Here is a 19,593-nt window from a genome sequence, read left to right as displayed (position 1 = left end):
ACGCCGTGTGCCACCGACGCGAGCCTAGGCGACGAATCTCGATATGTCAGGCCGCAATCCGTGCGCATCTGTGCTCGAAACATTGCGATTAACGGCTCAAAAGTGCAACACTGCGCACCGATCGAGCTGTACCGCGCATGAGGGGGACGACCAGTGACGCAGCGAGGCCAGGGAATGGCGGCCGACATCGCAGAGCAGCCGGGAGGTTACGCACGGCTGCTGGAGGGAGAGCCCGCGAAGGTGATCGCGGATGCCGCTGCTCGGGTGGCCGAGCGGCGCCCCCGACACGTCGTCTTCGTCGGCCGGGGAACCTCCGACCACGCCGCGCTCTACGCCGCGTACCTGACCGAGATCCGGCTCGGCCTGCCGGTCGGTCTCGCCTCGCCCAGCGCCATCACCCTCTACGGCGCCCGTCCCGACCTCAAGGACGCGCTGGTGGTGGGGGTCAGCCAGAGCGGCGGCTCGCCCGACCTCACCGAGGTGCTCAAGGTCGCCCGCGAGAGCGGCGCGCTGACCCTCGCGGTGACCAACAACCCCGCCTCCACGCTGGCGCAGACCGCCGAGCTCTCGGTGGATGTGGCGGCCGGTCACGAGCGCGCCGTCGCCGCCACCAAGACCTACACGGCGGAGCTGTTCGCGCTGTTGCTGCTGGTCGAGGGCATCCGCAACGGCGACGGCACCCTCCCCGCCGAGGAACGCGCCGCGCTGGAGAAGCTGCCCCGGCTCGCCGAGGACGCGCTCAGCGATCACGGCGCGGACCAGCTCGCGCAGCGCTACCGCTTCGCGTCGCGCCTGGTCACCACCGGCCGGGGGTACGCGTACCCGACCGCCCGGGAGACCGCCCTCAAGCTGATGGAGACGTCGTACCTGCCGGCGCTGGCCTTCTCCGGCGCCGACCTGCTGCACGGGCCGCTGGCGATGACGGATCCCGACGTACCGGTGCTCGCCGTTGTCGGCACCGGACCCGGCGGCGCGTCCATGGCCGACGTGGTGACCCGCCTGGGTGAGCGACGCGCCGACGTCGTCACCGTCGGGGCCACCGACATCCCCGGCGCCGCCGGCCGGCTCGCCGTCCCGGCCGTCGACGAACGCTATGCGCCGCTGCTCGACATCCTGCCCCTGCAGCGCCTGGCCCTGGCCCTGGCGCTGGCCCGCGGCGAGGACCCGGACGCGCCGCGCGGCTTGAACAAGGTCACCTCCACGCTCTGATCGCGACGGCCCGCAACACGGGCATGGCAGGCTTGTGCGGTGTCCACGCTGCGCGATCTCGCCGAAGAACACACCGGCCTCGGTCCTGACGACATCGACCACCTGACCCGGCTCGCCGGCGACTGGCAGTTGCTGTCCGACCTCTCCTTCGCTGACCTGCTGCTCTGGGTGCCGCTGCGGGGTGAGGAGGGCCCGCGGGAGTTCCTCTGCGTCGCCCAGGTCCGGCCCAACACGTCCTCGACGGCGTACCAGGACGACCAGGTCGGCAAGAAGGTGGGCGGCCCGGAGGTCGCCCACCTCGACATCGCGTTCACCCAGGGCCGGATCTGGCGCGAGGGCGACCCGGTCTGGTACGGCGACACCCCGGCCCGGCACGAGGCGATCCCGGTGCGGCTCCGCGGCGCCGACGAGAACATCGAGGTCATCGCGGTGATCGGCCGCGACACCAACCTGTCCACCGCGCGCACCCCGAGCCAGCTGGAGCTCAACTACCTGACCACGGCCGACGACCTGGCCCAGATGGTCGCCGACGGCACGTTCCCGCCGCCCGCGCACCCGGGCGAGACCACGTCCGCGCCGCGCGTCGGCGACGGGCTGATCCGCCTCGACGCCGGCGGCAAGGTCACCTACGCCAGCCCGAACGCGCAGTCCGCGTACCGGCGGCTCGGTTTCAACGCCCACCTGGTCGGCGAGGAGCTGTCGGTGCTGTCCAGCCGGCTGGCCGCCGACCCGCTCGAGGGCACCGACGCGGCGGAACGCATCCTCACCGCCCTGCGCGGCGAGGCACCGCCCCGCAAGGAGGTGGAGGCCCGCGGCGCGACCGTGCTGATCCGGGCGCTGCCGCTGATGCCGGCGGGCGTGCCGATCGGCGCGCTGGTGCTGGCCCGGGACGTCACCGAGGTCCGCCGCCGGGACCGGGCCCTGATGACCAAGGACGCGACGATCCGCGAGATCCACCACCGGGTCAAGAACAACCTGCAGACGGTCGCGGCGCTGCTGCGCCTGCAGGCCCGGCGGGTCAACGCCCCGGAGGCCCGGGTGGCCCTGCAGGAATCCGTACGGCGGGTGGCCTCGATCGCCCTGGTGCACGAGACGCTGTCCATGTCGAGCGACGAGGCGGTCGACTTCGACGGCATCGTGGACCGGGTCGCCACGGCGGCCACCGAGGTCGCGGCCACCGAGATCACCATCAAGATGCGGCGCGAGGGCACGTTCGGCGTCCTGCCGGCGGAAATCGCCACCTCGCTGGTGATGGTCCTCAACGAGCTGCTGATCAACGCGGTGGAGCACGGCTTCCCGGCGCCCGACGAGGACGCCCCGGCGCCCGAGCCGTCCCTGACCCCACCGGCGCCGACCGGCGAGGTGGTGGTCTCGGCGCACCGGTTCCGCAAGCAGCTGCACGTGACGGTGGCGGACAACGGTCAGGGCCTGCCGGACGAGTTCCACGCGGACGCGAGCGGCCGGCTGGGCCTGCAGATCGTCCGGGCGCTGGCGACGGGCGAGCTGCGCGGCAGCATCGAGCTGCGCAACCGGGCCGGTGGCGGCACCGAGGCAGTGCTGGTCGTGCCGCTCGGCAAACGCTGACCGGCTACAAGGTGCAGCAGGAGACCCGCTCACCGGTCGACCGCCGGCCCGCTGAGCGAGCTGAATCGTCCGGGCTTGCCCGGCTGTGTGAAGATCGGGCAATGGGTGTCCGTAGTGAGGTTCTTCGATTTGTCGAGTTGGGCCCCCTGCCGTCCGAAGCGGACGACTCCGAGGCCGGCGACGCGGCCTTCGGTGAGCTGGAGCGTCGCCTGCAGGCCGTGCGGTGGCCGGTGAGCGACGAGGAGGCCCGGCTGCTCGTGCGCGGTTTCGGCGACGACGAGTGTTTCGGCCTGGCCTGGCGGCTGCTGCAGCTGGTCGAGAGCGCGCCCACCCCGCTGCCGTCCGTGGAGCCCGCGGCGGGCGCCAACGAGTGGCTGCGGCTGCTGTGGCGCCGCCAGCGGGACGCGGCCCAGGACCTCTGACTCACGGTGTCCGCCGCCACACTCCCGGAATCTGGACCGCACTGGCCGTAAAGGGTCTCGCGTGAGAGGCTTACCGGCATGACCGCTGCAGTTGACCGCCGCTTCGTGGCTCGTCGCCACGTTGATTACGGCCGTGTCCGCAGCGCGATGTGTCCGGCTTCCTGACGCCGCCCGATCTCTTTTTTCGGGCGCGCACGACGCGCCGGCCCTCGCCAGACATTGAAGTCGCGAGCCCTCACAGGAGCCGACCGCGTACAGCGCGCCCACCGGCAGAATTACCTGGAGGAACGCCGACATGGCGCTGGACAGCACCCCGGCCACCAAGCCCGCCGCTCGCCCCCGTAAGGCGCGTGGCGAGGGCCAGTGGGCGCTCGGACACCGCGAGCCGCTGAACCCGAACGAGCGGATCAAGAAGGACGACAACCCGCTCAACGTCCGGGCCCGGATCGAGAACATCTACGCCCACACCGGCTTCGCGGGCATCGACCCGCAGGACCTGCGGGGCCGTTTCCGCTGGTGGGGGCTCTACACCCAGCGCAAGGCAGGGATCGACGGCGGTCGCACCGCGGTGCTCGAGCCGCACGAGCTCGAGGACGAGTACTTCATGCTCCGCGTCCGCATCGACGGCGGCGCCCTCAACCTCGCCCAGCTGCGGACGATCGCCGACATCTCCACCGAGTTCGCCCGCGGCTCGGCCGACATCACCGACCGGCAGAACATCCAGCTGCACTGGATCCGCGTCGAGGACATGCCGGAGATCTGGCGCCGGCTCGAGGCGGTCGGCCTGGAGACCACCGAGGCGTGCGGCGACTGCCCGCGCGTCGTGCTGGGCAGCCCGGTCGCGGGTGTCTCCACCGAGGAGGTCATCGACCCGACCCCGGCGATCGACACGATCGTCGAGCGGTATCTCGGCGACCCCCGCTACTCCAACCTGCCCCGCAAGTTCAAGACGTCGATCTCGTGGCTGGCCGACACCCCGCACGAGGTCAACGACATCGCGCTGCTCGGCGTGGTGCACCCGCAGCACGGACCGGGCTTCGACGTCTGGGTCGGCGGCGGCCTGTCCACCAACCCGCGGCTCGCCGAGCGGCTGGGCGTGTGGGTGCCGCTGGACGAGATCCCGGACGTCTGGGAGGGCGTGGTCGGGATCTTCCGCGACTACGGCTACCGGCGCCTGCGCAACCGGGCCCGGCTGAAGTTCCTGCTGGCCGACTGGGGCGTGGCGAAGTTCCGCGAGGTCCTGGAAAAGGAATACCTGGGCCGGGCCCTGATCGACGGGCCGCCCCCGGCGCTGCCGGACAAGCCGGTCGACCACATCGGCGTGCACAAGCAGCGCGACGGCCGCAACTACGTGGGTGCGGCGCCGGTCGTCGGCCGGTCCTCCGGCGAGCAGCTCGGCAAGCTCGCCGACCTGGTGGCGGCGCACGGCTCCGACCGGGTGCGGCTCACCCCGTACCAGAAGCTTCTGGTCCTGGACATCGCCGACGACCAGGTCGAACCGCTGGTCGCGGGCCTGCGCGGGATCGGGCTGGAGGCCCGGCCGTCGGCCTGGCGCCGCGGCACCATGGCCTGCACCGGCATCGAGTACTGCAAGCTCGCGATCGTCGAGACCAAGGCCCGCGGCGAGGAGCTCGTCGCCCGGCTGGAGGAGCGGCTGCGTGACTTCGACGCCGACATCTCCATCCACATCAACGGCTGCCCCAACGCCTGCGCCCGCACCCAGGTGGCCGACATCGGCCTCAAGGGCATGCTCGTCATGAACGAGCACGGCGAGCAGGTCGAGGGCTTCCAGATCCACCTCGGCGGCGGCCTCGGCATGGCGCAGGGCCAGACCGCCGGCTTCGGCCGCAAGGTGCGGGGCCTGAAGGCCACCGCGGAGGAGCTCCCCGGGTACGTGGAGCGCCTCGCCCGCAACTACCTGGCCGGCCGCGGCGACGGCGAGACCTTCGCCGACTGGGTCATCCGGGCGGAAGAGGAGCTCGTGAAATGAGCGACGCCAGATCAGCCCCGCTCTACTGCCCCTACTGCGGTGAAGAGGACCTGCGCCCCAACGAGGCTTCGCACGGTGCCTGGGAGTGCCACTCCTGCGCCCGTGTTTTCACGGTCAAGTTCAACGGACTGCTCGCCAAGGGAGTGAACCGATGACTGTGGTGACCGCCGCCGGTCTGGGACTGGTGTCCCTCGGGGCCCCCGCCGCCCCGGCCGATCCGACCCGCCGCAAGCCCGCCGAACTCAAGTCGCTCGCCGACGCCGCCGGCGTCGCCCTCGAGGGCGCCCCCGCCGAGGAGATCGCCCGCTGGGCGACCAGCACCTTCGGCGACCGCTTCTGCGTGACCAGCTCGATGGCCGACGCGGTCGTGGCGCACCTGTTCTCCCGGGTCTCGCCCGGGGTGGACGTGGTGTTCCTGGACACCGGCCTGCACTTCCCCGAGACCCTCAAGGTCCGCGACACGGTCGCCCGCACGATGGACGTCAACGTGCGCTCGATCCGCCCGCGGATGACGGTCGGCCAGCAGGACGGCGAGTTCGGGCCCCGGCTCTTCGCCCGCAGCCCGGACGAGTGCTGCTTCCTGCGCAAGGTCGAGCCGCTCGAGCGGGCCCTGAGCGACTACGACTCCTGGGCCACCGGCCTGCGCCGTGACGAGTCCCCGACCAGGGCGAACACCCCGGTCGTGGCGTTCGACGCCAAGAAGGGCAAGGTCAAGGTCAACCCCATCGCGGCCTGGACCCAGGCCGATGTCGACCGCTACATCGCGCGCTGGAACGTCCCGGTCAACGAGCTCTTCAAGAAGGGGTACGGCTCGATCGGCTGCTGGCCGTGCACCCGGCGCACCAAGGCCGGCGAGGACCCCCGCGCGGGCCGCTGGGCGATGTTCGAGAAGACCGAATGCGGCCTGCACGTCTAGCCGTCACGCTGACCGCCCACGGCAGCCGTGACCCACGCGCGGCCCGGGCGACCGAGGCGCTGACCCGGGCTGTGGCCGCCCGGCATCCAAGCTGGGAGGTGCGAGCCTCCTACCTCGACCATGCCGGCCCGCGGCCGCGGGAGGTGCTGGCCTCGTACGCCGAGGCCGGCCAACGGCGGGCGGTGCTGGTCCCGTTGCTGCTGACCTCGGCGTACCACGGCCGGGTCGACGTGCCGGGCGAGATCACCGCGGCCCGGGCCGAGCATCCTGGGCTGGAGGTCTCGCAGGCGGAGGTGCTGGGGCCGGTCGGCGGTCGCGTTCCCGGGCTGCTGCTCGACGGTCTGGTGACCCGGCTGGGTCCCGTCCCGGCGGATGCGCTGGTGCTGGCGGCGGCCGGGACCCGCAACGCGGCGGCCCGCACGACGGTGGAGCAGGCCGCGGCGGCCCTGAGTGCCCGGCTGGGGGTGCCGTGCCGGGTGGCGTATGCCTCGGCCGCCCCGCCGCTGTCCGGTGACGTCGTTCGTGATCTCCGGGCTGCGGGGTACGAGCGGGTCGCTGTGGTTTCGTATTTCCTCGCTCCTGGGCTGTTGTGGGATTCGACGGTGGCATCGGCCCGGGAGGCGGGAATCGTTGCGGCGGCCGAGCCGCTGACGGACATTCCGGCCATCGCCGAGCTGGTCGCGGGGCGTGTGCTGGAGGCTACGGCTCCTCGGGCCGGCTCGGTCGCTGCGCTCGCCGCCTGAGGCGGCGGCTCGCTCTCCCGGGCCCGGCTCGTTCTGCCGAGCCCGGGCTCCGCTTTACCGGGCTCGGCTTCGCCTTCCGGGCCCGGCTCGGGTTGCCCGGGGTGCTGATCGCGACGCCGGATCATCGCTCGGCGCTGAGTCACGGGCCGTAAGACCGGGGTCCGGCGGAATTCGGGTGCTCCGGCCGGTGCTCTGCGGCACGCTGGCCGGCATGGCTGGCGAGGTTCGGCACCGGGATCCGGGGACGCGGATCTACGACCTGGCGACCGACGTCGACGTGGTCTGCCCGCGGTGCGGCGGCCGGGCGTTCGTCATCGCTGAGCTGGTCGACGGCGAGCTCGCGTTCTCCTGGCCCCGCCGGTTCGTGTGTCCGGTTGTGGACGCTCGGCGTTCCGGGCGCGGCGGTGGTCGTGCTGGGGTGGCCCGGTCGACCCGTACTTCGGGCTGCCGCTGTGGCTGCGGACGACATGTTGCGGTGGTCGGACTCTGTGGGCCTTCAACCGCGCGCATCTGGACCTGCTGGAGGGGCACCTCGCGGCCGGGTTGCGGGAGCGGGGCACGGCGGGCCAGGGCATGACGGTGCTCGCCCGGCTGCCGGCGTGGCTCAAGTCCGCCCGGCATCGTGGTGAAGTGCTCAGCGCGCTCACCCGGCTCCGCCGGTCACTCGATTGATGTGGTCACAGGCCGTCACGCTCGTGAGTGACCACATTGAGTGATCGTCCCGCTGCGGGGGTGTCCACTGCGGAGGGTGGGCGGGCATCGACGAATAGTGGCTTCGATAACGGTAATTTCGAGATCATTTCGCGAGCGGCCGTGATCGCATTCATGCCGAGCGTCACCATTGCGTGGCGTAATCGTATCGAAACAGTCGATGATCGGAGTCGGTCGGCCGGAGGGTCCCGGACAGCACGACGCCCCGGAGCCGATGCGGCCCGGGGCGTGAATGCTGTGAGGGGATTGTTCAGGCGGTGGGGGCACTGACCCGGAGGCCGCCGCGACGCTTGACCGCGCGACGCTCGTCCTCGCTCATACCGCCCCATACGCCGGCGTCCTGTCCGGACTCGAGCGCCCAGGCGAGGCACGACTCGGTCACGGTACACCGCCGGCAGACGGCCTTGGCCTGCTCGACCTGCAGGAGTGCGGGGCCAGACGTCCCGATCGGGAAGAACAGCTCCGGGTCCTCGTCGCGGCAGATCGCATGGTGACGCCAGTCCATGGCGGCAACACTCCTTGTTTCTGGATTGGGTAGAGAATGGTGCTACTTACTTTTATCTGCATCCGCGCCGGGACCGACGGACAGCGTTCGTCAGATCACCGGTGCGTGAGCAAGCTTTGTGCGCGATGCCGTTCCGTGCCTTTTGGATTAAGGAACGTGCACGAGCGGCATCGGGTTACTTCTTATCGCTTGTGAATGCTTTCACGAACTCCCGCGATGTCAAGGGTAGCGCTCGGAAATTCTCCCAGCGGGTGAGCTAGCTCACGACCCCTTTGTCCGGTTCTGGGGGTTCTTCCAGGACCGGCGGACGACCGCTCCTATCAATGTAGTACGGTACGCGCCGCGTTGCCGACCTTTTGCCCGTCTTTCTGTAACAGATCGTGATGAGCTTCCGCTCGACGTACCCGATCCTCAGCAGATCACACGCAGGGCTTCGGGGACGGACAGGAAGTGCACCTTCTGGCGTTCGCCCAGGTAGTCGCCGTCGAGCTGGAAGGGCTGCGGGCGGCTGGCGATCACGGTGAACTCGGCCTGGTCGTGCATCCGCAACACGTGCTTGCCGTGCGGATCCCCGTTGCGGGAGACCATCTGCGTCACTGTCCGTGTTGTGCTGGCGATGTATAGGTTACGAACGGCCAGCAGGTCAAGTCCCCGGTCGAACGAAGCGTCGGGGTTCGGGTTGATGGCGCGGTCGCCGACATAGGTCCACGGGGCCGTGTTCTGGATGATGACGGTGCCCAGACCGGTCTCCGGCTCCTCGCCGGGTCGCTCGATCGAGAGCGGCGGCGACTTGCGGTCCTCACCCGAGAAGATCTGCCCGATCATCGAGCGGACGTACAGCGACGGTGTCGACGTGCGGCCGCGCAGCCGCGCCTGCTCGACCCGGCGCACCACGGCCGCGTCCAGTCCGAGCCCGGCCGTGAAGGTGAAGTAGCGGTCGTCGGCGCGGCCGAGCCCGATCACCCGGTGCCGGCCGGAGCGCAGCCCGTCGAGAATCACGCTGGTGCCGTCGACCCAGTCGCGCGGCAACCCCAGCGCGCGGGCGAAGACGTTGGTGGAACCACCCGGGACGACGGCGAGCGCCGGCAGGCGGAAGGCCGGTGCGGTGCCCCGGGCCGCGAGCCCGGGGTCGGCGGTCATCAGTCCGTTCACGGCCTCGTTGACCGTGCCGTCACCGCCGAGGGTCACCACCACATCGACGCCGCTCTCGGCCGCCGCCCGCGCCAGTCCCGCGGCGTGACCGCGTTTCATGGTGTATTCGACGGTCAGGTCGACCTCGCTGCGCAGGGCCCGGACCAGGACGTCGCGGCTGCGCTCATTCGTCGTGGTGGCTTTGGGATTAACCACCAGTAACGCTCGCATGGGCGGCACTGTACCTCTCAGGAAGGCTCTGAGCTGGCCGGTATCGTACAGCGGTGACCCCCCGAGAACTCGATTCCCCGGCGACGCTGGTCTGGGCGGTACGCCTGCTCTTCGCGGAGGCCGTCGCGCTCGCGGTGCTGACCGCGTACCTGCTGGTGCTGGACTTCACCGCCGAGGCCGGCAGCATCGCGGTCGCCGTCGCACTCACCGGGTTCGCGGCTGTCGCGGCCGTCGCTGTGGTCTTCGTCGCCCGCGCGCTGGCGCGGCGCTCGTCGCACGCCCGCGGCCCGGCCATCGTCGTGCAGCTCTTCGTCATCGCCTCCGGCGGCTTCCTGCTCCAGACCGGTACGGCGTGGATCGGCGCGCTGCTGATGGTGCTCGGTGCCGGTGTCGGACTGCTGTGTGTGCTGCCGCCGACCACGCGCGCTCTCGGACTCGACTGAAGCCCCCTTCCCACCCGCGTCCGACGGCCTACTCTGAGTGGGCGGATCACAAGGGGGTGAGGGCAGTGGCCGGACCGACGGTGCGCCCACCGGCGTACCAGCTGCTGGCGGACGAACTGCGCGACGAGATCACATCGGGCCGGTTGCAGCCCGGCGAGCGGCTGCCACCGGAGCCGGAGCTGTGCGTCCGTTCGGGCGTGAGCCGCAGCACCGTCCGCGAGGCGTTACGGCTGCTGGCCAGCCAGCACCTGATCGTCACCACCCGCGGCGTCACCGGCGGTAGCTTCGTCGCGCACCCCGACGCCGAGCAGCTCTCCGATGCGCTCTCCACCGGGCTCACCCTGCTCAGCAACTCCGCCGAGGTGGGTATGGCCGATCTGCTGGAGCTGCGCCGCGCCTTGGAGGTGCCGGCCGCCGGGCTCGCCGCGCAACGCCGTACGGATGCGAATCTGATCGAGATGCGCGGCGCGATGTTCGATCCCGACCTGGACGAGCTCGAGACCATGCTGGCCGCGCACGCGGCCTTCCACGCGGCGGTCGCCTCGGCGACCGGCAATCCGCTCTTCGAGCTGGTCACCCGCCCGCTCTACCACGTCACCTACGGCGAGGAGATCGTCGAGAACCTGCCCGGCGACTACTGGGCGCGCATCGACGCCGACCACCGTGAGCTGCTGATGTGTGTGAAGGCCGGCGACTCGGCGGCCGCCATGGAGGTCGGCCGGCGCCACCTGGACTACATCATGGTGGCGACCTCGCGCTGACCCTCGACGGAACGGGTCAGATCGGAACGGGTCAGATCTCGGTGCGGCGGGTCAGCAGCCGGATCGTGGCGTGCCGGCCGGTCGCCTCGGCGGACGCCGACGTGGTGAGCGCGGTCAGCACCTTCCACGCGAAAGAGGACTCCGACGGCAGCCGGGCGCCGCGCACTGTCGACACCGTCACCTCGACCGTGAGCGCGTCGTCGGTGACCGCGAAGCGGCACTCGAGCTCGGCGCCGCGGGTGGCGATGGCCAGCAGCATGGCGCAGGCCTCGTCGACCGCGATGCGCAGGTCCTCGATCTCGTCGAGCGCGAAGTGCAGGCGGGCAGCGAGGCCGGCCGTGGCTGTACGGAGCACGCCGAGGTACCCGCCGTCGGCGGGCACGGTCAGCAGCACGACGTCGTCACCGAACGCCGGCTCCGGATGCGTTGTCTGCAGCTGAGTCACCGAACCCATCCTCCCAATGGAGGAGAACTCTAGCCCCTGACGGGGGAGGCGCGCTCGGCGAGTTGGGTCAGCGCGGCCCCGGAAAGCCGGTACGGCAGCCAGTCGGCCACCACCTCGGCCCCGATCGCGGCGTAGAACTCCGCGGCCGGATTCCAGTCCAGCATCACCCACTCGAGGCGCTTGTACCCTCGCTCCACGCAGACCTGGGCCAGCGTGGCGAGCAGCGCTCCACCCGCGCCGGTGCCCCGGGCGTGCGGGCGGACGTACAGGTCCTCCAGGTGGACGCCGTGCGTTCCCTCCCACGTGGAGAAATTCAGGAACCAGAGCGCGAAACCGTACGGCGCGTCGTCGGCGTCGACCGCGACATGGCCGAACACCGCCGGATGCGCACCGAACAGCGCCGTGTGCAACTGCTCCTCGGTGAGGTGGCAGGAGTCGGCGGCGCGCTCGAACTCGGCGAGCTCGTGCACCATCGCGACAACGGCCGGCACGTCGTCGTGACGTACCGGCCGGATCGTTGCGGGACTCACGCCTGCTTGGTCTCCCAGAAGATCTTGGAGATCTCCTCGATCTTGGCCAGCAGCTGCTCGCCGACCGCGGGGTCCATCGAGCCCTTGGCGCCGGACGCACCGGCGAGCTTGGTGGCCTCGTTGAACAGCTGGTTCAGGTTCGGGTACTTCTCGAAGTGCGGCGCCTTGAAGTAGTCGGTCCAGAGCACCCATAGGTGGTGCTTGACCAGCTCGGCGCGCTGCTCCTTGATGAGGATGGCGCGGGTGCGGAACTCGGGGTCGGTGTTCGCCTGGTACTTCTCAGCGATGGCCTTCACCGACTCCGCCTCGATGCGTGCCTGCGCCGGGTCGTACACCCCACAGGGCAGGTCGCAGTGCGCGCTGACCACAGTGCGCGGCGTGAAAATACGCGGAAGTCGCATCAGGACCCCTCCATACGTTTGCGATGATCCGAGTCGACACTACCCCTTACCGGAACACCGAACCTCGACCCCGGGATTGATGCCATGACTTGGCAATTGCCGCTCTTCGCCGTACTGGTGCGAGGGCCGTCCATGGCACCCACCCTGCACGGCGGAGATGCCCTGCTCGTGCGGCGTGTCCGCCGGGTCCGGCCGCAGTCGGTGGTGGTGGCCCGCTTCCGGGCCCGGCCGGAACTGCTGGTCGTCAAGCGAGCGATCCGCCCGCACGAAGGTGGCTGGTGGGTCGAGGGTGACAACGAGTTCGTCACCGACGACTCCCGCTCCCACGGGGTGGCGGATGTCATCGGACAAGTGGTGTTTCGCTACTGGCCGCGTCCGGGTCGGCTAAGTTAACCTGCGTTAACCGCAGCACACCTGAATCTTGCGGTTGCTTGTCCCGGGTGACCCCCGCATCGCACGTCGGACCGCGCAGACTCGCGCGAGTCCGGCTGGCACACCGACGTTCCGATGCGTGTCTGGAGTCCCTGTGTCCTTTTTCAGTTTTGAGCTCGACCCTGCCCTGGCCGCCGACCCCGTCTTCGACCTGCACAAGCAGGGCAAGATGGCGATCACCTGCACGGTCCCGCTGTCCAGCCGCGACGATCTGTCCCGGGCCTACACCCCCGGCGTGGCGCGGGTCTGCGAGGCGATCGCCGCCGACCCCGAGATCGCCGCCGACTACACCTGGACGGCCAACACGGTCGCCGTGGTCACCGACGGCTCTGCCGTGCTCGGGCTGGGCAACATCGGCCCGAAGGCCGCGATGCCGGTCATGGAGGGCAAGGCCGTGCTGTTCAAGCAGTTCGGCGGCGTCGACGCCATCCCGATCTGCCTCGACACGCAGGACATCGAGGGGATCATCGCCGTGGTCAAGGCGCTCGGTCCCTCGTTCGGCGGGATCAACCTCGAGGACATCAGCGCCCCGCGCTGCTTCGAGATCGAACGCCGCCTCGACGAGGCGCTGGACATCCCGGTCTTCCACGACGACCAGCACGGCACCGCGATCGTCGTGCTCGCCGCCCTGCGCAACGCGGTCGCCCTGCTCGGCCGGCGCTTCGCCGACCTGCGGGTGGTGATCAGCGGCGCGGGCGCGGCCGGGGTGGCCATCACGAACACCCTGATCGCGGCCGGCATCCAGGGCGCGAACGTCATCGTCTGCGACTCCCAGGGCATCATCCACGCGGACCGCCCGGGCCTGACCGGGACGAAGGCGGCCCTGGCGCAGGGCACGAACTACTCCGGGCGTACCGGTGGCATCAAGGAGGCGCTGATCGGCGCCGACGTGCTGATCGGCGTGTCCGGCGGCCAGATCGAGGAGAACGCGCTGGCCGGCATGGCGCCCGGCGGCATCATCTTCGCCCTGGCCAACCCGACCCCGGAGGTCCCGCCGGCGCTGGCCCACAAGTACGCGGCGATCGTCGCGACCGGCCGCAGCGACTTCCCCAACCAGATCAACAACGTGCTGGCCTTCCCGGGCATCTTCCGGGGCGCGCTGGACGCCCGGGCCACCCGGATCACCGAGCGGATGAAGGTGGCCGCGGCCGAGGCGATCGCGGAGGTCGTGGCGGACGAGCTGCGGGCGGACGCGATCGTGCCGTCGGCACTGGACCCGCGGGTCGCGCCGGCGGTGGCCGAGGCGGTCGCCCGGGCGGCTGAGCGGGACGGGGTGGCCCGGTTCGTCGCTCGGCCGGCCGCGCCGGTGGCGCTGGTCTGAGCTTCACGGTCCGCGGGGCGGGGCGTCCATCCGCTCTGCCCGCGGACCCTTGACCGTGGGTGATCCCGCCGATCCCCGGCAGGCCCGGATGGTGCCTGCCCCGGCGTTCGCGTGGCCGCGCCGGCTTTGTCCGGCCGCGTCGGGCCGGCGACAGGATCGGCGGGACCGGCCTAAGCTGCGGGGTATGCGAGCCGCCTATGCCAGTGCGACCAAGCCCGACGAGCCGCTGGCCGGACTGACCGTCGGGGACCAGCCCGAGCCGTCCCCGCCGGAGGGCTGGGTGACCGTCGATGTGCGGGCCAGCTCGCTCAACCATCACGAGATCTGGTCGCTGCGGGGCGTCGGCCTGCCCGCCGACCGGCTGCCGATGATTCTCGGGTGCGACGCGTCCGGTGTGGACACCGACGGCAACGAGGTCGTCGTCTACCCGGTGATCAAGGATCCGGCCGACCCGCGGGGCTTCTCGTTGTTGTCCGAGCGCTGGCCGGGCACGCTGGCCGAGCGCGTCGCCGTGCCGGCGGAGAACCTGGTGCCCAAGCCGGCCGGCATCTCGTTCCTGGATGCGGCCTGCCTGCCCACGGCGTGGCTGACCGCGTACCACATGCTCACCGCGCGCGGCCGCGTCGCCGACGCCGGATCGGTCCTGGTGCAGGGCGCGGGCGGCGGGGTGGCCACTGCCGCGGTCGCGCTCGCGACCGCGCTCGGCAAACGGGTGTACGCGACCAGCCGCGACGCCGCCAAGCGGGAGCGGATCACCGCACTGGGTGCCACCGCGGTCGAGCCGGGCGCCCGCCTGCCCGAACGCGTGGACGTGGTCATCGAGTCGGTGGGCGCGCCGACCTTCGAGCACTCGCTGAAGTGCTCGGCCCCCGGCGCCCGCATCGTGGTCTGCGGCGCCACCGGCGGCCCGTTCCCCAAGGTCGACCTGCGCCGGGTCTTCATGATGCAGCTGGAGATCCTCGGCAGCACCATGGGCACGGCCGAGGAGCTGGCCGCCCTGCTGGACCTGTGCGTCGAACGCGACGTCCGCCCGGTGATCGACTCGACCTACGGGTTCTCCGCGGTGAGCGACGCCTTCGCCCGGCTCAACTCGGGGGAGATCTTCGGCAAGGTGGCCGTCGACCACCTGCACTAGAAGTCGCTGTCGAGGTTGTCACGTCGTTCGAGCCGCCGGCCGGCGCCGGCGTCGCCGTAGAGGCTCCACCGCCAGAAGTCGGTGGTGGCGTCGGACACCAGGTCGAACTGTTCGCCGCTGGTGACGACGTGGCCGGCGTCGGGCAGGGTGAGCAGGGCTTTGGGCCACGGCACGGCTTCGAAGGCGGCGAGCCCGTCGGCGTACCGTACGGTCCGGTCCTGCCGGCCGTGCACGAAGAGCACGGGAATCGGCGGGCCGGTGAAGGCCGCGGGCAGCACCTGCCGGCCGGCCAGGACCACCGCGGCGGTGAGCCGGTCGTCCCGGGCGCCGGTGAGCATCCCCAGCGTCGTGATGCCCCCGCCGGAGTGCCCGGCCGCGGCGACGTGGTCCGGGTCGAGGCGCCCGCGCAGCGGATCGCCGGCCTGGCCGCCGAGCGCGAGGACCCGGGTGAGCACGTACGAGGCGTCGGCCGGCTGGTTGAGCAGGTCGATGACGTCGAAGTCGGCCACGCCGGCGGAGGTGTGCGGGTAGGCGGGCGCGGCGACGACAAAACCGGCCCGGGCCCAGCGGGCGAGGATGTCGGCGTAGTCGCCCGGACGCGCGGTGAGGCCGTGGCTGAAGACGATGACCGGGAACGGGCCGTCGCCGGCGGCCGGATACCAGACGGTCGTGGGCAGCGGACGGTCCTTGCCGCGGCTGAGCTTGAGCTTGCGGGTCCTGACCGGGAACGCGCGGCTCGGTGCCCGGTCGCGGGCGGGCGCAGGGCTGCTCTCCAGGCTGGGTCGGACGCTCGCGGCGGGGGACGGCGGCGCTTCGCGGGCCGGCTCGGCGGAGCACGAGGTGAGTGCGCCGGTCGCGCAGACGGCAGCGAGCAGAAGCGCGACGGTACGGCGTCCCATCCGCCAAGTGTGCCCGGCTCTCCCGGCGGCGGGCGTCGGCACGGGCAGTCCCGGACACACCCACGAACGGGTGATATCTCGACGGACGGGACGAACGCCCTGCTAGGAGGCCGGGACGCCCTGTCGCGGGGGTGCCCGGCTTCGCTATGGTCGTGCGCATGCCTGACAACACCGTCGACCCGAGCGGCAACACCGAGGCGTTCCGCGCCTTCACGCAGAGCACGCCGCAGGAGCCGCCAGCCGCCTCCAAGACCCCGCTGATCATCGGCGCCGTCGCGGTCGCGATCGTTCTGATCGCAGTGATCGCCTGGCTGGCCCTGGGCTGACCAGGACCGCGCCGACCAACCCGGGCTGAGCGCGGGCCGGGACGCGAGCGGGTCACCGCCCGCCGCACCCGGCCCGCCCGGCTTCCAACGCCCGGCCACCGGCCGCGCCCCGCCTGTAACGCCCGGCCACCGGCCGCGCCCCGCCTGTAACGCCCGGCCACCGACCGTGCCCGGCCTGCAACGCCCGGCCACCGGCCGCGCCCGGCCTGCGACGCGACCCCGCCGGCAGCAGCGGCCCGTACGGCCTCAGCCGTCCCGGTCAGCGCCCCGGCTCAGCTCTCCAGCTCGGCGGTGACCTGCTGGGCTATCTCCAGCTCCTCGTCCGTCGGGACCACGCACACCCGCACCCGCGCGCCCTCGGGCGAGATGATCCGGTCGCCCCTTTCGTTGCGGGCCGCGTCGACCTCGATGCCCAGCTCCGACAGGCCGGCCAGCGCCGCCGCGCGGACCTCCGGTGAATTCTCGCCGACGCCCGCGGTGAACGTGATCGCGTCCGCGCCGCCCAGGACCGCCAGGTACGTGCCCACGTACTCCTTGATCCGCCGGCAGTAGACGTCGAAGGCCAGCGTCGCCGCCGGGTCGCCCGCCGCCCGGCGCTTCTGCACCGCCCGCATGTCGTTCTCGCCCGCGAGGCCCTGCAGTCCGGCGTAGCGGGTCAGCGAGCGTTCGATCTCCTCGATCGGAAGACCGGCGACCCGGTGCAGGTGGAAGATCACCGTCGGGTCGATGTCGCCGCTGCGGGTGCCCATCACGAGCCCGGACTGCGGGGACATGCCCATCGACGTCGCCACGCTGCGGCCGCCCGAGACCGCGCAGGCGCTCGCGCCGTTGCCCAGGTGCAGGGTGATCACCCGGGCCCGGTCCGCGGGCAGGTCGAGCAGCTCAGCGGTCCTGCGGGCCACGTACGCGTGCGAGGTGCCGTGGAAGCCGTAACGGCGGATCTGCCAGCGCTCCGCCAGGGACGCGTCGATCGCGTAGGCCACGCCGTCCGGCGGGATCGTCTGGTGGAAGGCGGTGTCGAAGACCGCGACCTGCGGGACGTCGGGCAGCAGCTTGCGGGCCACCGCGATGCCGCTGAGCGCCGCCGGGTTGTGCAGGGGCGCGAGCGGGACCAGCCGCTCGATGACGGCGAAGAGCTCGTCGTCGATGACGGTGGCCTTGCCGAACTCGCTGCCGCCGTGCACCACCCGGTGCCCGACCGCGCCGAGGCCTTCGACGTCGACCGCGGCCATCACCTGCTGCAGGGCGGCCTCGTGGTCGCCGACGTCGCCACCGGACTCGCCGATGCGTTCGATCAGGCCCTTGGCCAGCGTCTCGGTGCCGTCGAAGAGGCGGTACTTGACCGAGGACGAGCCCGAGTTGAGCACGAGGATCTTCATGCGCGGGCCTGGATCGCGGTGATCGCCACCGTGTTGACGATGTCCTTGACCGTCGCGCCGCGGGACAGGTCGTTGACCGGGCGGCGCAGGCCCTGCATCACCGGGCCCACCGCGACCGCGTTGGCCGAGCGCTGCACGGCCTTGTAGGTGTTGTTGCCCGAGCTGAGGTCGGGGAAGACGAAGACGGTCGCCTTGCCGGCCACCACGCTCTCGGGCAGCTTGGTCGCCGCCACCTGGGGGTCGATCGCCGCGTCGTACTGGATGGGCCCCTCCACCGGCAGGTCGGGGCGGCGCTCACGGACAAGCTTGGTCGCGGCGGCCACCTTTTCCACGTCGGCGCCCGCGCCCGAGCTGCCGGTCGAGTACGACAGCATGGCGACCCGCGGCTCGATGCCGAACGCGGCCGCCGTCTGCGCCGACGACAGGGCGATGTCGGCGAGCTGGGCCGCGTCCGGGTCGGGGTTGACCGCGCAGTCGCCGTAGACCAGCACGCGGTCGGCCAGCAGCATGAAGAAGACGCTGGAGGCGACGGAAACCTCGGGCACCGTCTTGATGATCTCGAAGGCGGGCCGGATGGTGGCGGCGGTGGTGTGGTTGGCCCCGGAGACCATGCCGTCGGCCAGCCCGGTGGCGACCATCATCGTGCCGAAGTAGTTGACGTCGCGGACCACGTCGTACGCCAGGTCGAGGGTCACGGCTTTGTGTTTGCGCAGCTCCGCATATTGCTTGGCGAAGTCGTCGCGCCACTCGCTGGTCGCCGGGTCGATCAGCCGGGCCGCGCCGATCTCGACGCCCAGCTCGCGGGCCCGGCGGGCGATCTCGGCCGGGTCGCCGAGCAGGGTCAGGTCGGCGACGCCGCGGCGCAGCAGCGTCTCGGTGGCCCGCAGGATCCGTTCGTCGGTGCCCTCGGGCAGCACCAGGTGCCGGCGGTCGGCGCGGGCCTGCTCGATCAGGTCGTTCTCGAACATCAGCGGGGTCACCCGGCTGGACCGGGTCACGTCGAGCAGCCGGGTCAGCTCGGCGGTGTCCACGTGCTTCTCGAAGGCGCCCAGGGCCGCCTCGACCTTGCGCGGGGTGGCCGGGCTGAGCTTGGCCTCGATCCGGCCCGCCGCGCTGATCGTGTGGTAGCTGTCGGACTGCACCACGAGCATGGCCAGCCCGGTGTTGAGCCGCTCGATGACCCGCACGGCGCGCGGATCGGGGAACTCGCCGATGGTCAGCACCAGACCGGCGAGCGTCACGTTGCCGGCGGCGTGCGCGGCGCTCGCAGCGACGAGCAGGTCGGCCCGGTCACCCGGGGTGATGATCAGCGCCCCGTCGGTGAGGTGGTCGAGCACGGCCGGCACGTGGGCCGCGCCGACCACGTAGTCGAGCACGTCGCGGTCGAGGGCGGCCTCGCCACCGGTCACCACGGTGGCGTCGAGGGCGGCGGCGACCTCCGCGACGGTCGGCGCGGCGATCATCGGGATCTCCGGGATGGCCCAGACCGGCACCGGGAGTCCGCCGGGTGGTGCCACCCCCTCGGGCACCCGGTTGGCGATCAGGGCCAGCACGGTCGCGCTCAGATCCACCAGCGAGTGGTACGCCGAGCCGACCGCGGCCTGCAGATCGGACCGCCGGCCCTGACCACCCACGACCGGCAGGACCACGCTGCCGAACTCGTTGGCCAGCCGCGCGTTGAAGGCCAGCTCGCGGGGCAGCTCGTCGTGCCCCTCCTCCTGGCCGTCGGAGAAGTCGCTGCCGATCACCACCACGGAGGCGCACTGCCGCTCGACCTCGCGGTAGCGCTCGACGATCCGGGAGATCAGCTCCTCGCGCTTGCCGTCGGCGACCAGGGCAGCGGCCTCGGCCACCGTGACCCCGAAGGAATCCGCATAGGGAGCGACGGCCGGGTAGCGGGTGGTGAGCAGGGTCAGCAGCGGATCCTCGCCGTGGCCCGGGACCACCGGCCGGAAGACGCCGATCCGGGCGACCCGCCGGGACAGCAACTCGACCAGCCCCAGGGCGACTGTGCCCTTACCGACGCCGGGGCCCACCCCGGCCACGTACACGCTGCTCGCCACGACCTCAACCTACCGG

At 71.6% G+C, this 19,593-nt stretch carries 21 protein-coding genes; 13 read left to right on the top strand and 8 right to left on the bottom strand.

The window, feature by feature from the left end; genetic code table 11:
• Window positions 1-174: 174 nt before the first annotated feature.
• The 7 genes from ACWEOZ_RS08405 to ACWEOZ_RS08375 all read left to right on the top strand — a co-directional run bounded on the left by ACWEOZ_RS08405 (window position 175) and on the right by ACWEOZ_RS08375 (window position 7,536).
• The gene (locus ACWEOZ_RS08405) at window positions 175-1,209 is read left to right on the top strand and encodes an SIS domain-containing protein (protein WP_451910063.1); all 1,035 of its coding nucleotides are present in this window, start codon (window positions 175-177) and stop codon (window positions 1,207-1,209) included.
• A 39-nt stretch (window positions 1,210-1,248) separates the two neighbouring features.
• Window positions 1,249-2,793, top strand: coding sequence for a sensor histidine kinase (locus ACWEOZ_RS08400; protein WP_451910062.1), 1,545 nt, complete (start codon window positions 1,249-1,251; stop codon window positions 2,791-2,793).
• 137 nt (window positions 2,794-2,930) lie between these two features.
• Entirely contained in the window at window positions 2,931-3,215 is a 285-nt protein-coding gene (locus ACWEOZ_RS08395; protein WP_451910061.1) for a hypothetical protein, read from the top strand.
• Window positions 3,216-3,510: 295 nt separating this feature from the next.
• Window positions 3,511-5,205 carry a nitrite/sulfite reductase gene (locus ACWEOZ_RS08390; RefSeq protein WP_451910060.1) on the top strand — a complete coding sequence of 565 codons (1,695 nt, stop codon included), beginning with the start codon at window positions 3,511-3,513 and terminating at the stop codon, window positions 5,203-5,205.
• 151 nt (window positions 5,206-5,356) lie between these two features.
• Window positions 5,357-6,121: a phosphoadenylyl-sulfate reductase gene (locus tag ACWEOZ_RS08385; protein ID WP_451910059.1), complete on the top strand. Its 765-nt coding sequence runs from the start codon at window positions 5,357-5,359 to the stop codon at window positions 6,119-6,121.
• Entirely contained in the window at window positions 6,103-6,864 is a 762-nt protein-coding gene (locus tag ACWEOZ_RS08380; protein ID WP_451910058.1) for a sirohydrochlorin chelatase, read from the top strand. Before ACWEOZ_RS08385 ends, ACWEOZ_RS08380 begins: the two co-directional genes overlap by 19 nt.
• A 366-nt stretch (window positions 6,865-7,230) precedes the next feature.
• Window positions 7,231-7,536, top strand: a complete 306-nt coding sequence (locus ACWEOZ_RS08375) for a hypothetical protein (protein WP_451910057.1) — start codon at window positions 7,231-7,233, stop codon at window positions 7,534-7,536.
• 289 nt (window positions 7,537-7,825) lie between these two features.
• On the opposite strand, the gene ACWEOZ_RS08370 is transcribed toward ACWEOZ_RS08375, so the two are convergent.
• Window positions 7,826-8,080 (bottom strand): WhiB family transcriptional regulator, encoded by a 255-nt coding sequence (locus ACWEOZ_RS08370; protein ID WP_203769420.1) that lies wholly within the window; start codon window positions 8,078-8,080, stop codon window positions 7,826-7,828.
• A gap of 411 nt (window positions 8,081-8,491) precedes the next feature.
• Complete coding sequence (locus ACWEOZ_RS08365; RefSeq protein ID WP_451910056.1) at window positions 8,492-9,442, bottom strand: diacylglycerol/lipid kinase family protein; 951 nt, start codon at window positions 9,440-9,442, stop codon at window positions 8,492-8,494.
• Between the two features lie 53 nt (window positions 9,443-9,495).
• On the opposite strand from ACWEOZ_RS08365, the gene ACWEOZ_RS08360 reads away from it, so the two are divergent.
• Both ACWEOZ_RS08360 and ACWEOZ_RS08355 read left to right on the top strand, forming a co-directional pair.
• A complete protein-coding gene (locus ACWEOZ_RS08360; RefSeq protein ID WP_451910055.1) occupies window positions 9,496-9,885 on the top strand; it encodes a hypothetical protein in 390 nt (129 codons plus the stop codon).
• A gap of 65 nt (window positions 9,886-9,950) precedes the next feature.
• On the top strand, window positions 9,951-10,646 hold the full coding sequence (locus ACWEOZ_RS08355) for a FadR/GntR family transcriptional regulator (protein WP_451910054.1): 696 nt from the start codon (window positions 9,951-9,953) through the stop codon (window positions 10,644-10,646).
• Window positions 10,647-10,677: 31 nt separating this feature from the next.
• Here the strand turns inward: ACWEOZ_RS08355 and ACWEOZ_RS08350 are convergent, their stop codons facing one another.
• The 3 genes from ACWEOZ_RS08350 to sodN are packed head-to-tail and all read right to left on the bottom strand — an operon-like array spanning window position 10,678 to window position 12,022.
• Window positions 10,678-11,091 carry an ATP-binding protein gene (locus ACWEOZ_RS08350; RefSeq protein WP_377882631.1) on the bottom strand — a complete coding sequence of 138 codons (414 nt, stop codon included), beginning with the start codon at window positions 11,089-11,091 and terminating at the stop codon, window positions 10,678-10,680.
• Window positions 11,092-11,120: 29 nt separating this feature from the next.
• Window positions 11,121-11,564, bottom strand: coding sequence for an N-acetyltransferase family protein (locus ACWEOZ_RS08345; protein WP_451910177.1), 444 nt, complete (start codon window positions 11,562-11,564; stop codon window positions 11,121-11,123).
• A gap of 53 nt (window positions 11,565-11,617) precedes the next feature.
• Complete coding sequence (sodN, locus tag ACWEOZ_RS08340; RefSeq protein ID WP_203769414.1) at window positions 11,618-12,022, bottom strand: superoxide dismutase, Ni; 405 nt, start codon at window positions 12,020-12,022, stop codon at window positions 11,618-11,620.
• 84 nt (window positions 12,023-12,106) lie between these two features.
• On the opposite strand from sodN, the gene ACWEOZ_RS08335 reads away from it, so the two are divergent.
• From ACWEOZ_RS08335 to ACWEOZ_RS08325, 3 genes are all read left to right on the top strand, one after another.
• Window positions 12,107-12,415 (top strand): S26 family signal peptidase, encoded by a 309-nt coding sequence (locus tag ACWEOZ_RS08335; RefSeq protein ID WP_451910053.1) that lies wholly within the window; start codon window positions 12,107-12,109, stop codon window positions 12,413-12,415.
• Window positions 12,416-12,548: 133 nt separating this feature from the next.
• The gene (locus ACWEOZ_RS08330; RefSeq protein ID WP_451910052.1) at window positions 12,549-13,775 is read left to right on the top strand and encodes an NAD(P)-dependent malic enzyme; all 1,227 of its coding nucleotides are present in this window, start codon (window positions 12,549-12,551) and stop codon (window positions 13,773-13,775) included.
• A gap of 184 nt (window positions 13,776-13,959) precedes the next feature.
• Entirely contained in the window at window positions 13,960-14,910 is a 951-nt protein-coding gene (locus tag ACWEOZ_RS08325; protein WP_451910051.1) for a zinc-binding dehydrogenase, read from the top strand.
• Here the strand turns inward: ACWEOZ_RS08325 and ACWEOZ_RS08320 are convergent.
• On the bottom strand, window positions 14,907-15,809 hold the full coding sequence (locus tag ACWEOZ_RS08320) for an alpha/beta hydrolase family protein (RefSeq protein ID WP_451910050.1): 903 nt from the start codon (window positions 15,807-15,809) through the stop codon (window positions 14,907-14,909). The two genes, ACWEOZ_RS08325 and ACWEOZ_RS08320, sit on opposite strands and share 4 nt — an antisense overlap.
• A 158-nt stretch (window positions 15,810-15,967) precedes the next feature.
• On the opposite strand from ACWEOZ_RS08320, the gene ACWEOZ_RS08315 reads away from it, so the two are divergent.
• On the top strand, window positions 15,968-16,135 hold the full coding sequence (locus tag ACWEOZ_RS08315) for a hypothetical protein (RefSeq protein WP_360550479.1): 168 nt from the start codon (window positions 15,968-15,970) through the stop codon (window positions 16,133-16,135).
• Window positions 16,136-16,407: 272 nt separating this feature from the next.
• Here ACWEOZ_RS08315 and ACWEOZ_RS08310 read toward each other — a convergent pair whose 3' ends face one another.
• Window positions 16,408-17,514 (bottom strand): acetate/propionate family kinase, encoded by a 1,107-nt coding sequence (locus ACWEOZ_RS08310; protein ID WP_451910049.1) that lies wholly within the window; start codon window positions 17,512-17,514, stop codon window positions 16,408-16,410.
• Window positions 17,511-19,577, bottom strand: a complete 2,067-nt coding sequence (gene pta / locus ACWEOZ_RS08305; protein ID WP_451910048.1) for a phosphate acetyltransferase — start codon at window positions 19,575-19,577, stop codon at window positions 17,511-17,513. Before pta ends, ACWEOZ_RS08310 begins: the two co-directional genes overlap by 4 nt.
• Window positions 19,578-19,593: the final 16 nt, after the last annotated feature.

The organism is Actinoplanes sp. NPDC004185, from assembly GCF_053603475.1.
This window is presented reverse-complemented; position numbering and strand designations above follow the sequence as displayed.

Coding starts and splice junctions, on each gene's coding strand:
- ACWEOZ_RS08405 (WP_451910063.1), top strand. CDS start 175: ATGGCGGCCGACATCGCAGAGCAGCCGGGAGGTTACGCACGGCTGCTG.
- ACWEOZ_RS08390 (WP_451910060.1), top strand. CDS start 3,511: ATGGCGCTGGACAGCACCCCGGCCACCAAGCCCGCCGCTCGCCCCCGT.
- ACWEOZ_RS08385 (WP_451910059.1), top strand. CDS start 5,357: ATGACTGTGGTGACCGCCGCCGGTCTGGGACTGGTGTCCCTCGGGGCC.
- ACWEOZ_RS08380 (WP_451910058.1), top strand. CDS start 6,103: ATGCGGCCTGCACGTCTAGCCGTCACGCTGACCGCCCACGGCAGCCGT.
- ACWEOZ_RS08370 (WP_203769420.1), bottom strand. CDS start 8,080: ATGGACTGGCGTCACCATGCGATCTGCCGCGACGAGGACCCGGAGCTG.
- ACWEOZ_RS08365 (WP_451910056.1), bottom strand. CDS start 9,442: ATGCGAGCGTTACTGGTGGTTAATCCCAAAGCCACCACGACGAATGAG.
- ACWEOZ_RS08345 (WP_451910177.1), bottom strand. CDS start 11,564: ATGGTGCACGAGCTCGCCGAGTTCGAGCGCGCCGCCGACTCCTGCCAC.
- sodN (WP_203769414.1), bottom strand. CDS start 12,022: ATGCGACTTCCGCGTATTTTCACGCCGCGCACTGTGGTCAGCGCGCAC.
- ACWEOZ_RS08335 (WP_451910053.1), top strand. CDS start 12,107: ATGACTTGGCAATTGCCGCTCTTCGCCGTACTGGTGCGAGGGCCGTCC.
- ACWEOZ_RS08325 (WP_451910051.1), top strand. CDS start 13,960: ATGCGAGCCGCCTATGCCAGTGCGACCAAGCCCGACGAGCCGCTGGCC.
- ACWEOZ_RS08320 (WP_451910050.1), bottom strand. CDS start 15,809: ATGGGACGCCGTACCGTCGCGCTTCTGCTCGCTGCCGTCTGCGCGACC.
- ACWEOZ_RS08315 (WP_360550479.1), top strand. CDS start 15,968: ATGCCTGACAACACCGTCGACCCGAGCGGCAACACCGAGGCGTTCCGC.
- ACWEOZ_RS08310 (WP_451910049.1), bottom strand. CDS start 17,514: ATGAAGATCCTCGTGCTCAACTCGGGCTCGTCCTCGGTCAAGTACCGC.